This window comes from Syntrophobacterales bacterium (genome assembly GCA_031274925.1).
Lineage (GTDB): Bacteria > Desulfobacterota > Syntrophorhabdia > Syntrophorhabdales > Syntrophorhabdaceae > PNOM01.
On sequence record JAISPL010000044.1, the window covers coordinates 1 to 12,770 of the forward strand.

The following is a 12,770-nucleotide window of genomic DNA, read 5'->3' on the forward strand; positions in this document are numbered from 1 at the left end:
GAGGAGATTGAGAAGTTGAATCTGTGAAATCATCTTTACAGGTATTGATCCAAGTCGGTTATCAACCCGTCGATCAATATCCTCGTGCCGTCTTCCGACTGCTCCAGTGTAATTTCTCCCATTAGGATATACTCGGATACTCTCGGCTGCCTATAAGGCATCAAGACTAACAAAGAATCTACTTATGTTCTAGAATCAGCAACCGATAAACCTGCAACCGACTAACATCAGTGAGATTATACAAGGGACAGGGCAACTGTTGAAAGACTTCTTGTGTGGGATATCTTGTTCGAGACCCATCTTATGGCGGATAATGTTACTATCTGCAGACGCTACACATATCGACCATGTTTTGTTTGATCTTGTCACCAACGTGAGGGATTCTATATCCAAAAAGAGGCCTTGCTTATCAAGACGAAAATGATCCTATTGGATCGGAGCTCTGTCCAGTTTTTATGCGGGCGCCTGTTTGTTTAACGCTTGTCGTACCTTTCGCAACATCTCGCCCGGTGACAGGGGTTTGGATATGAAATTGATCGATTCATTGTGAATCCCCTTGCCAAAGACTATATCTACTGTATAGCCGCTGGTGAAGATAGCTCGGATGCATGGATTTATCGTCTTGATCGCGTCATGAGTCTCTTTTCCGTTCATCTTCGGCATAACCACGTCGAGGATGAGGAGATCAATCTCTTTCTCGTGTTCCGAGAACTTTAGCACTGCATCCTCCCCATCAATTGCCTCTATTACGGTGTAACCGCTAGCGGTAAGTATCTCTTTCGCGAGCCTTCTCACCTCGTCGTTATCCTCAGCCACCAGGATAGTCTCGTCTCCTCCCTGCATATCTTCTCGGACCGTTGATGTTTCTTCGGCCTGAGCTTTCACTATGGGGAGATAGATGACGAATGTGGTCCCCGATCCAGGCTCGCTTGAGACGCTAATATACCCGTTGTGTTGCTTCACTATACCGTAAGCCATGGAGAGACCGAGCCCAGTTCCTTTCCCCACCTCTTTGGTAGTAAAGAAGGGTTCGAATATTTTCTCCATCGTCTCTTGGTCCATACCGACACCCGTATCGGTGACCGAGATGGAGGCATAATCCCCCGTCTCGCCTAACCTGTGGGTCTCACTGAACTTGCTGTCCAGAGAGACCTTCTTTGCCTCCAGGGTAAGCTTGCCCCCTTTCGGCATGGCGTCTCTAGCATTGGTAACGAGATTCATCAGTACTTGAGCGATCTGGGTGGCATCGGCTTTCACTACCACATCGTGGTTGATTATCACCACCCTGAATTCTATATCTTCCGTGAGGAGCCTCTTCAAGAGTTCCTCCGTCTCCCGTATCATTTCGGAAACCTTCCTGGGCTTCAGTTCGATCACCTGTTTCCTTCCAAAAGCAAGGAGACTCTGGGTGAGGGTAGCGGCTTTCTGGGAGGATGTGAGGATGCGGTCTGCATAGATCTTCCTCGAATCTCCCGCTTCCATATTCATCTGGAGGAGACTCCCGTACCCTATGATGGCCGTAAGGATGTTGTTGAAGTCATGGGCGATGCCTCCCGCTAGAGTACCTATGGCCTCCATCTTCTGGGACTGGCGGAGCTGGGATTCGAGGTGGATCTTTTCCTCTTCAGCCTTGGCACGCTGGGTAATGTCATGAGCTGAGATGGCGATGCGGGAGACTGAAGAACCATCCACTGAGAAAACAGGATATACATAGGTGTCAAAGAGTTTACCCTCTCTCCTGTCGGCATAATGGATATATTCACCCGAGGCGAATACCATGTCAAAGTGTCCTTTTCGGACACGGGCCACCTCGGGGTCGAAATAGTCGTACAGACAGGTTCCCACGAGTTCCTGGACGGTGGTTTTTAGCCTCTGAGCGACCACTTCGTTGGCTACAAGAACAGTGCCTTGGATATCAATCAGTAGAAGAGTTTCCCTGGTGGCATTGATCAGCGCCCGGAGTGTTTCCTCACTTTCCTTCAGAGTCTCTTCTGCTTTCTGGCGCGTGGTAATATCCTCGGAGCTCACGATAGATCTGCCTCCTTGGAGAGGCGCTGCTATGAAGCTGACGATTTTTTTCGTTCCGTCTTTACAAGTAACAGTAAAAATTGTGGACGCAGCCTCATTTGTCCAGGGCTTCAGAGTATCCTTAAGCCACGACGAAATAACAATATGCCTGTATTCTTGGTCAGGATAAGCCTTCCGCAGCCACGTTTTTCCGTCGGGAATCTCCGTGAGGTCGTATCCGAAGGTCTCTCTGAATTTGGGATTTATGTAGGTGATATTACTGGAAGAGTCTAACATGATCATCCCAAAAGGAGCATTTTCGCAAATAGAAGAAAAGTTATGCCTCTCGTATGCTAGTTTTTTTTCCGACTGAGTGCGGTCTGTTATATCGACCATGGCCCCGATCAATCCCGCCACATGACCGTCCTGATCGTTATAGGTCGCTTTACTCAATAGGATGTCTCTTGTCTTGCCGGACTTGTGCTGGACGGTGGTTTCATAGGATCGAATTCCGGGATGTGCAAAAAGCTCAATGTCCATCCGGTTATAGATACTTGCCATGTTAGGCGGGTGCACTTCAAAGACGGACTTGCCTATGATACTCTCTCTGGGTATGCCGATATACTCGAGAAATGCCTTGTTGCAACCCTGATAAAGGCCGTTTTTGTTCTTATGAAAAACCCCGTTCGGAATGGCATCAATCAGGTTTTGAAGAAACTGGAACTGCATGGTGAGCGCTTCTTCGGCTAGCTTGCGCTCATATTCCTTCCGTTCAAGTTCATCTGCCATCTCGTCAAAAGTTTTCGCCAGGTATCCAAACTCACTTTCCCCGTGAGGTAGCCCCGTGCGGGATTTCAGGTCTCCAATTCCCAGTTTACGGGACGCGTGAACGAGCGTTTCTAGTTTTCCCGAGATTACGGCCCGGCCAATTATTAAAGCTGACGTCACAGCCAGGAAAAAGGCGATGCCAAAGAGGTACATGTTCGTGACGAGAAGCCCTCTTGTTTTGGCGAGAGCCTTTTTCTCTGAGATGCCGACGTTAATAAACAGGTATGGTGAAGCGTTTTCTGTCAGGCGGAACAGCTTATATGCAAAAATATAGTTTTCCCCGTCTTTTGCTTGGGAGAAGATGCCTTGTTCGGGTCCTGTCGTCATGTTGAGTATTCTATCGCGGCAATCAAGCTTGCCTATGTATTTCTCCGGATGAGGACTCCTGAAAAGCTGGATGCCTTTGTGGTCTGTGAGGGACAGAATAGAATCCGGCGGTACTTTGGTTTTAAGAAAAATCTCCCCGTAACGAGCAATATTGACTGAGGCTACGACAACCCCTTTCAGACGATGATCTTCATCTAGAATAGGGAGCGCATATTGAATGGATGGTTTTTCGCTGATTGCCCCTATGCTGTATTCACCGACTGAAAAGCTTTTAGTGGTTATCGCGTCTTTAAAATATTTCCTGTGTTTTATACTACGTGGCGTGAAAGGTATACCGGACGAAATAATTATCCCCTGCGGATTCACTATCGCAAGGTTTGCATAAATCGGGTTGTGGGCCAGCAGTTCCTCAAAAAGCTTGTTGCAACCGGACACGGTGAGACCCCGTACCTCGGGCAATTTGGAGAGGGTGGCCAGAAGTTGGCGGGTGCTTTCCATGGTACGCTCATGCTCGGCTGCGATATGGTTTAATACCATGGTAATGCTCATTTCAGCTTCTCTCACCGCGTCCAAGCGATGTTTGTACCCTGTGTATAGAATAATTCCAAGCGCTGGAATTATTGCGATCAAGACAAGAATCACGAGATGTATTCTGACAGATTTCAGGAATGGGTACGCTCGCAGATTTTTTCTCATGTCATGAGACCTCGGCCCCCAATGTGAATTTCTCAAAAACAATGCGGTGGTTAATTTACTTAATCCGTTTGCTTAATATTGTATCACAAGACGGAGGCGCAATCTACTTTGAGTTGTGATATTTTGACAGGGATGTGTTATTGTGCTCAATATTTTATAAAAAAGAGGTAAAAAATAAGTAGTTAGAGAAAAATAGACATGAAGAGGGATTGCGTTTCAGAGGTACGGTGTGCTTGAGGGAACCGAAAGATAAATTGGCTGGATGGATGGGCGCGGGTCTTTCCGGAAAAGGTGTCCTGGGAGACAGGGAAAGCAGTGGAGATTATGATCCGGGGAGTGCCTCCCAACTGCACAATGCCTCCACGATAAACATAAATATAATAGAGAAACGAAAGGTGGCATTTTCTATGGAAGCGTCGTATCTATCATCCAGCAGATACGGTGTGGGCGTACACTTACCATGGCAGGCTGGTCAATTGAGGCGGCATGGCATGCGAAAAGGTGTGCGAGAGATCTACCACCAGATTACGGGAAATGAGGTACTATCCATCAGCGGTTCCGGTGATGGCGAGGATTATGTAGATGTACCGTGCTGATTCATGAGGACGAGCCGCGTCGCTGATACTGGCCGATTTTGAAACAGACCTCTTTAGAAAGGAAGAAAATAAAGATAGAAACGGATTGTAATTTTTTCCATCAGGCATTTCAGGCATTAATGAGGCGAATTGATCTGCAGGTAGAAACTTCCAAGGCTGCTTGTCGATCGTTTACCCGCGATTCTGTAGCATGAGTTCCAATGGATTCAGAAAGAGATAAAACTGGCTTATAAGATAACTCTCCTTATACAATAGCGCATAATGCCGGATTAGGGAAAGAGGAGTACTGAGGGGAACCAATCCGCCGCGATAGTTTTGAATTACTTCGCGTAATTCCAGTTTTTCATCGGGAGACAGATATTTCCCGAGATGCTCGGCCGCATGGTGTAGCATATACATGTTTTTCCTCTCGGTGGACGCACACCGAAGGGCCGCCATGAGCCGGATGATGTATTCTTGATAAATATTCTTCTCCAACTGCCCCGTTGACGTAAGGAGGCGGTTAAGAGATGCGTGATGCCTGGGGCTATGTGAGAGAAGAAGGAGGTCGTGACGCCCATGGAACCTGATCAAACTCTTCAATGAATTGCTCTCGGCAAGAAACCGGAGCCATCTTTTGAAAGTGAAAACTCGGGTAAAGAAATTTTCCTGCGCTGCTGGACCATGCAGGGCATTCTCTTCCGCTACCGGCATATGGGGAAAATTATTCACGCAGGCTCCGGCAAATAGTCCCCTACCCACACTGGATGGCGCTCCCTGGGCGGCATCATATATCGGTACGCCATACAAGCCGCAACTCGGGGACCGCGCCTTGAAGATAAAACCGTAAAGCCCTGACCGTGCAAGCTCATACAGTTTCGATTTTGTCCATCCCAATATGCGTTCCGTATGGTCCGCATCGCTATGGATCGTCTTAAGACAAGGTTGAGGATGGCCGGTAACGAGACGCATGACCTCTCTCGGCACACCCAGACCACATTCTGTTTCTGGGCATACAGGAACCCAATCAATATACGAAGATAAAGCCCCCGTAAGACAATGATCATGTTTATGTCCGCCGTCATAGCGTACCCTTTCTCCGAGAAGACATCTGCTGATCCCTACTCTGATTTTGTTCACAGATTTAAACCCTCATGGTTGCCGCAGGCAATCGCCCTGCGCACAGGCACCGGAGGCTTCCACTGTTCGGTCCAGTTGAAGGTGGACTGTATGTTTGACATGTCTTATGCAACACACGTATCATAATAGAATGGACGAGAAAGATTCGTCAACTTCCAGCCAAGGGTTACCTGGTGACTGGGTCACGTACGATCCCGAAAAGCCTTTGTATGAGATCCGCCATCTGTGCGTTTATTTGTCAGAATTGCGTGACTTGACGGAAGACGAAGGAGATAGCGGGAAGAAGTCCGGCCCAGGTATATGAACAGGTGGCAGACATACCTCGTAAGATGATTCATGGGGGTTATGGATAGAGAGATGACGGGAAGCGGAAGAAGGAAGGGGGGAATGAGACGATGGTCTCATTCCCCCCTGTGATTCATTTCTTTCGTGTTATACCGCCTGCCTTTATGGCTGAATCAATGGCGTGTCGACGCGTTGCTTCGATTCTTCTGTCGACCATCATCAATGCGGTTTATCTTCCCCTGCTCCTGATGATCAGGTTTTGCGGGAGTCTTAACCGGTTTTAGCTGATCGTCTTTCTGAGGCTTGGGCGCGTGTTGGGGCGCAGGTTTGGGCTGCAAAGTCCTCTCAATATAAGGCGCAGGTTGTTGCTCCGGTTTCGGCTGAACAACGGGTTGCGCACGTGGAGTGAATTGAGGTGCGGAACGCTGACCGGGGTCAACGTCCGATGGTGTTCCTTGTTCTGATTTGATTCCTCGGCGTGACGGTTCGGCTGGCTGGCGAACAGGTCTTGTTGGCGGAGTTGTCGGATCAGGTTGTCTCGTCTGCTCTTTGTTTGGTGATATAGTATCAGTATCCTGTCCTCTCCTTGAGGGAGCTGTGATCTGTCCCCGTTGTCCTGATTGTCCAGGATTCCCATGGAGAGGAGCCACTTGCTTTGATTGTCCCTGCTGGTCCGGCTTTGGGGGCGGTGTCACACCAGGCCGCTGTCCCGACTCCACAGGTCTCGCTTGACTCTGTCTGGGTGGAAAGGCCACCTGTCCGGACTGATTGTTTTCGTCCTGTTGCCCGAGTCTGGAAGGTGGTGTTTGTCTTGGCACTCCTTGTTGTCCAGATCTTTCCGGAAAGGCCTTCTGGTCCGCTCCACCCAACTTTGCAGGACGGGCGGAATGTTCTGGCTGACTTGGTTTTTCAGTGCGTGTCTGTCCTGGCGGCTGTCCCTGTAACCCGCCTCTCTCGTTGACTTTGATCGCTCTCTGAGGAAGGTTCATTTCCGACATGGGCCTGTTTACTTGGTTTGCCGGTACGATGTAGTTTGTAGTTTTGGGCTGCTCTATTGTTGCCTGACGGTTAATCCTGCCTTCGGGCATCTTTCTTACCTGTTGCTCAATCAAGACAGCGTTTTCCCTCCTGCCCTGGCGGATCGCAGTATTGTTCTGTTGAATCCGGCTGAGCACCGTGTTATGGGGTTTCTGTTTGACCGCAACGTTTGTAAAATTGAATCGTTGTTTGTTGCCGGCATAATTGTTGATAACCGTGTTGTTGATTACGGGAGCTGCACGATAATTATTAATAATAGTCGTTTTATTTATATTGGTTACGCGTACGTTTCTATAGTTGGTGACACCGTATAAGTTACTTTGACTTACGATGACGGCATGGCTTGCATATCTGTAATTCCGGACGTTAATGGTTACTTGGGCAACATTGGTAACAACCACATCGTGACGGCCTCCCCAATGACGGTGGCCGTAATAGGGTTCGCTCGGCGCGAGGGGCACCCACCCCACATAACCACCGTTGTAGATCCATGATACCCTTCCAGGGGTCCAGAAAAATCCTACGTCAAGGAGTGGAAGACCGACTCGTATGGATGCCACTGGCGGCGCCCATAGCCAACTGCCACCCACAAATACCCAGTTGCCGTAATGGTGAGTAAGATATCCGAAAGGTTCTGCTGGAACCCACGTCTGATCACCTTCCCATTCTGTCCACCGGCCTACTGTAAAAGGGGCCCACCCTGTGGTGACTGCAGGCCGCCAGAACCAGCGCTCCCTTCCCTCATAGATGGCTGTTTCCCATCTTCCATTCTCTTCAAGGACATATGCGTCATCCCTAAGGGCGGATGGAAGATATTCGACGGATTGACCTCTTATTCTGGCCTTTGCCGCCCAGAAGTCATCCCGAGTCCTGTTCCACCGATCCCAGCCCAGATCTACGATCCCTTCTCCCGATGAAACCTGCCTCTGGTCGGCGAGAAGCGATGGGGCGCCTGCTGCGATATCATATTTGCCCTGCGTTGATGAATGAATGAAACTCACAGTTCCTTTGATTGCGATAAGCTCAATGGAGTTTTCGCCTACGTAGAAATCAAAGATAGAACCAGGATATGAAAGGACATATCCGAACGGGCTTGTGACCCTGACGATTGTGTTGGAACTCTTATTATAAAAACGCGCTATACCGGATAGCACATCCACTGTGGAAATGTCCGTATCCAGGGCAATAAACTGAACCTGGGTATTGCCGCCTGTCCTGATCCAGGTCCCGTTGGGCACGATAAGTTCCGACATTGCTTGGTTCGTAGAAAAAAACGTGTCCCCGGTGCCGAAAGGAGCATCTTGCACCACGGTTATCCAGTCGTTTTCGGCTGGAACGTAACGGAGCAGATCGCCTTCCACATAATGGACGCGGCCGACTACTACGGCCTGCGCATGTACGGCGGGCGATAGAGCTGCCAGCGCCGCTACCGCAGAAATCAGAAAAACCATTAATGCCACCCATCTCTTCGTCATTACTCGCTCCTCTCTTTCTTATAAAATTGTAAGCGCCCAGTCTCCTGGAGCCGGACCGTAACGTAAAGCCCGCCATTTTCGGGGTAATGCCGAGCATGAACGTTTTTGCAGCTTGATAACCATTTTCCTATCATTATTTTAAGAATATGTGAAATACATCACCTATTTCCGGTGCCGCTATACGGGAGGCAAGATAACCGTCGCGTGCGGCGCCTTTGTCTGGCTAACGGAAGCATGATGTGTTTACCTTGTATCCTGCGATATAGGCAGCAATATACATGCCATCTCGGGGATGCCTGACAACCCAGCTATCTGCTCAAGATTGCATCATTTAATGTTCCCTATGTATTATATTATATTATTATATGAAATAGGCAAGACGGGAAAGCGCTTTTATCAGTGGTCCGGTGTACGCAAAAAATGTCAGTCGAATTGGACCGTATCGACAATATTGTCGCTGTGGTTTTGTTGGCGTGGTTCACGTTCGTTCCATTTTGTCCTAATTACTTGTATCGCGTTTAATATCTATGGTATATAAGAAAGACTAAAGGAGAGATGTCCGAGCGGCTGAAGGAGCACGACTGGAAATCGTGTGAACGTGCTAAAACGCGTTCCGAGGGTTCAAATCCCTCTCTCTCCGCCAGAATTGCACAAGATGCCAGGCCCTGCGCAACGTTCAGGTTACAAACCCCGTCAGGTTCGGAAGAAAGCAGCGGTAGTGACTATCGCGTGTGCCGCAGGTAGCCTGGTTTATTACTAAAAAGGCAAAGAATTTAAGGCATAATGCAGCGAGAAGGAATTAAGTGGTACGCAATGTATATTGAGTGGGCGAATCCGGCTGGAGGTACGATGCCTTTGGCAGGAAGAGGGGATAATCGGTGAATTATACGGTCATAGCGAGAAGATGGAGGCCGAAGAGATTCAGCGATGTAATAGGACAGCCTCATATTGTTACTACCATCAGGAATTCCCTCAAACTAGACAGAATACCACATGCATATCTGTTTACGGGTCCGAGAGGTGTAGGTAAGACGTCGCTGGCCCGTATTCTCGCTAAGGCTGTGAACTGTACCGACAGGAAAGGTGATGAACCTTGCGGCGTCTGCGAGAACTGTATTGCTATCGATAACGGGAATTTTGTTGACATCATAGAGATCGATGCCGCGTCTGCAAGAGGAATAGACGATATCAAAGAGCTTCGGGAGACAGTGCGGTACATGCCCATGAAAGGCAAGTACAAGGTCTATATACTCGACGAGGCGCACATGCTTACAACGGAAGCCCGCAACGCTTTCCTCAAGACCCTCGAAGAACCTCCAGGGCACAGCATCTTCATTCTTGCGACGACCGAGTCGCAGAAGATTCCATACACAATCATGTCGAGGTGCCAACGTTTCGATTTTAGAAGCATACCGGAAGCCGATATCGTAGAACAGTTGAAGAGAATCTGCTTGGATGAAGGAATAGGGTATGATGAGGGTGTTTTTCAATATATCGCAGCAGAGGCGGACGGAGGTCTCAGGGATGCCGAATCCCTTCTTGATCAAATTATTGCGTTCAGCGGAGACCATATTGCGGAAAAAGACGTAATCAACATTATCGGGATCGTTGATAGGGACGTGTTGTACGGGATCGTGCAATCAATTGTCGACGGCGGCCTGAGGACAGGATTTGAAATAATCGCAAGAGCGCTCAACGAAGGGAGCGATGTATATCAGCTCTATAAAGGGCTGGTTTCGATCTTGAGAAACATGCTGATCGTGAAGGTATGCAAAGGTGTGCCTTCATTCTTATATATGGGGGATAGGGAACAGGAGACGACACTTTCTTTGTCTGAACGTCTGGAGTACTATGAGATTCAGAATCTGCTCCATTACCTGTTGAAAGCGGAAAACCTTCTGAAGGGTTCGTTCCCCAGGATATCGCTTGAAATCCTTTACATAAATCTTTTCAACCTGTTGAAGTTAAGGGATGTGGAAAAGATTATAGATAACCTGGAAAAGCATGACGTATTTGAAGGGGCCGTACAGGGCGGCGGACACGAATCCGCTGCGGCGCCGAGTCCTGCAACTGCAATCAGAGAGCCGGAGAGGCGGGAGGAACCGGAGAAATCTGGAGCGACGGCGGGGAAGGAGGCAGAACCACGCAGACTGGACGAGATTGGATTCATAGAATACCTGAAAAGTAAAAAACCTATGGCGGGAAGCGTCCTTGGTGCCCTCAAGGTGGAAATGACGGAAGACAGCCTCGTAGTGTTTATGGAAAAAAGTGCCGTCCTATTGGAGGATCCTGGTCAGAAGGAGGAAATAAAGGGGTTGTTGAAGGAGTTTTTTGGCAGACAGATAGGACTTATTTTTAAGGACGGCGGTGAAATCAAGAGAAACAGTCTTGAGGATTTTATCAGGGAAGCGGAAACACTATTCAACACGTGAAGGAGGCAATATGTCGAAACAGTTAGGACAACTTCTGAGTCAGGCAAAAAAAATGCAGGAGAAGTTTCAGAAAATGCAGGATCAAATGGCTGAAAAGACTGTTGAAGCGCAGTCCGGCGGAGACATGGTTAGCTGTGTCGTCAACGGGAAACAGGAAATTGTATCTGTCAAGATTGCCGATGAAATATGGGGAGAGAGGGATAAGGAACTGCTCGAAGACCTGGTTGTTGCGGCTATAAACGAGGGTCTTAACAAATCTAAGGAGATGCTCCAGGAAGAAATGTCGAAAATTACAGGCGGCCTGCAGCTGCCTTTCGGTATGTGAGGAAATGTTTTATCCGGAACCGATAGAACGGCTTATAGATAATCTGACGAGGCTCCCTGGTATAGGAAAAAAGACCGCTACGAGGCTTGCTTTTTTCTTTCTCAACAGCAAGGAAGGTTACGTTGCGGAACTCGCAAGGAGTCTTCTGGACGTAAAAGAGAAGATACATCTGTGCAGTATCTGTTTTAATATAACGGACACTGATCCATGCAGGATATGCACTGATGAGAGGAGGGCCCGGTCAACCGTCTGTGTGGTTGAGGAGGCGTCTCATATGATGGTAGTGGAGTCAGCAAATCCAGGCATCTACAGGTACCACATCCTTCATGGCGTGATAAATCCCATTGAAGGCATCGGACCCGATGAAGTGAGAATAAAGGAACTGAAGGTGAGGATCGAGAGGGAAGGGATAAAAGAGCTTATAATCGCTACCAACCCCAACATCGAGGGAAATACAACTGCCCATTACATAAGCGAGTTGTTAAAGGAATTTGACGTAAAGATAACAAGGATAGCCTCGGGTGTACCAGTAGGCGGAGACATTGTATATATCGACCCCCTTACTATAAAAAGCTCGTTTGAGAACAGAAAGGATATTTAGGATAACATGACGCCCAGGTCTTGATGCGGCAAAAGCATGTGGGGCAACTATGCCCGACGACCGAAAAGAGCGGCCGGATCGGCAATTAACTGAGTCTTGCCAACTCCTCTAAAGAGATATCAAAGTTTGCATATACGTTCTGGACATCGTCCAGATCTTCCAGAGCTTCCATCAGCTTAAGCATCGTTTCCGCATGCTTTCCCTCCAGCTTGACAGTCGCCTGAGGAACCATGGCTACTTCTGCCGCAATATATTTTAACGCCGAATCGTCAAAAACTTTCTTCACCTTTTCAAAATCTGCAAGGCTGGTATAGACCTCCATGTCGTCTCCGGCATCGGAGATATCTTCGGCTCCGGCTTCAAGGGCAAGCTCCATGAGACGGTCTTCATCGACAGTGTTTTTCTCAAAGGTAATAAGACCCTTTTTTTGGAATTGCCATGCGACAGCTCCAGGCTCCGCAAGATTCCCGTTAAGCCTTGAAAAGATATGCCTGACTTCCGCAGTAGTCCTTTTTTTGTTATCTGTCAGGGTTGCCACCAAGACTGCAGTCCCTCCAGGTCCGTATCCTTCGTAAACTTGCTCTTCGTAGTTCTCTCCGCCTTCGCCGACGCTGGTACCTTTTTTCACGGCTTTCTCGATATTGTCTTTTGGCATGTTCTCGGACTTTGCCTGGGCTATTGCCACTCTTAACCTTGAGTTTGCTTCCGGATCCCCCCCTCCTATCCTTGCGGCCGTGGTGATTTCTCTGATCAGTTTGGTAAAAATCTTACCTCGTTTGGCATCGGCAGCACCTTTTTTATGTTTAATCGAACTCCATTTACTGTGTCCCGACATTAATCCCCCTGATAAGGTTGAATGGTGGGCGATATTGGATTCGAACCAACGACCTCTGGTATGTGAGACCAGCGCTCTAACCATCTGAGCTAATCGCCCGTGTGTTTATTATTTAGTATATCGCGGGCAGAATGTCAATATAGACAATAATCTATCTTCGGGGGCGGCCGTGGGGTCGGGCGGCGTGGGCGGGGGGGTGGGGGGGG

Annotated in this window: 8 protein-coding genes, 2 tRNA genes and 1 other RNA gene; 6 read left to right on the forward strand and 5 right to left on the reverse strand. The window is 48.5% G+C overall.

The features are described 5' to 3' along the window. Window positions 1-453: 453 nt before the first annotated feature. Complete coding sequence (locus LBQ00_07845; GenBank protein MDR2018761.1) at window positions 454-3,858, reverse strand: PAS domain S-box protein; 3,405 nt, start codon at window positions 3,856-3,858, stop codon at window positions 454-456. A 209-nt stretch (window positions 3,859-4,067) separates the two neighbouring features. On the opposite strand from LBQ00_07845, the gene LBQ00_07850 reads away from it, so the two are divergent. Then, window positions 4,068-4,454 carry a hypothetical protein gene (locus tag LBQ00_07850; GenBank protein ID MDR2018762.1) on the forward strand — a complete coding sequence of 129 codons (387 nt, stop codon included), beginning with the start codon at window positions 4,068-4,070 and terminating at the stop codon, window positions 4,452-4,454. Between the two features lie 171 nt (window positions 4,455-4,625). Here the strand turns inward: LBQ00_07850 and LBQ00_07855 are convergent, their stop codons facing one another. Together LBQ00_07855 and LBQ00_07860 are read right to left on the reverse strand one after the other, a co-directional pair. Beyond that, a complete protein-coding gene (locus LBQ00_07855) occupies window positions 4,626-5,573 on the reverse strand; it encodes a DUF523 and DUF1722 domain-containing protein (protein MDR2018763.1) in 948 nt (315 codons plus the stop codon). 458 nt (window positions 5,574-6,031) lie between these two features. After that, window positions 6,032-8,371, reverse strand: coding sequence for a hypothetical protein (locus LBQ00_07860; protein ID MDR2018764.1), 2,340 nt, complete (start codon window positions 8,369-8,371; stop codon window positions 6,032-6,034). Window positions 8,372-8,920: 549 nt separating this feature from the next. On the opposite strand from LBQ00_07860, the gene LBQ00_07865 reads away from it, so the two are divergent. From LBQ00_07865 to recR, 5 genes are all read left to right on the forward strand, one after another. Further along, window positions 8,921-9,014: transfer RNA gene (locus LBQ00_07865), tRNA-Ser, on the forward strand. Window positions 9,015-9,027: 13 nt separating this feature from the next. Then, window positions 9,028-9,125: signal recognition particle sRNA small type (ffs, locus tag LBQ00_07870), an RNA gene on the forward strand. 124 nt (window positions 9,126-9,249) lie between these two features. Next, entirely contained in the window at window positions 9,250-10,803 is a 1,554-nt protein-coding gene (dnaX, locus tag LBQ00_07875; GenBank protein ID MDR2018765.1) for a DNA polymerase III subunit gamma/tau, read from the forward strand. A 10-nt stretch (window positions 10,804-10,813) separates the two neighbouring features. Further along, window positions 10,814-11,128: a YbaB/EbfC family nucleoid-associated protein gene (locus LBQ00_07880; GenBank protein ID MDR2018766.1), complete on the forward strand. Its 315-nt coding sequence runs from the start codon at window positions 10,814-10,816 to the stop codon at window positions 11,126-11,128. A gap of 4 nt (window positions 11,129-11,132) precedes the next feature. Further along, window positions 11,133-11,729, forward strand: coding sequence for a recombination mediator RecR (recR, locus tag LBQ00_07885; protein ID MDR2018767.1), 597 nt, complete (start codon window positions 11,133-11,135; stop codon window positions 11,727-11,729). An 85-nt stretch (window positions 11,730-11,814) separates the two neighbouring features. Here the strand turns inward: recR and LBQ00_07890 are convergent, their stop codons facing one another. Both LBQ00_07890 and LBQ00_07895 read right to left on the reverse strand, forming a co-directional pair. Then, window positions 11,815-12,564, reverse strand: a complete 750-nt coding sequence (locus LBQ00_07890) for a YebC/PmpR family DNA-binding transcriptional regulator (protein ID MDR2018768.1) — start codon at window positions 12,562-12,564, stop codon at window positions 11,815-11,817. A gap of 22 nt (window positions 12,565-12,586) precedes the next feature. Continuing rightward, a tRNA-Val gene (locus LBQ00_07895) sits at window positions 12,587-12,663 on the reverse strand. Window positions 12,664-12,770 lie beyond the last annotated feature (107 nt).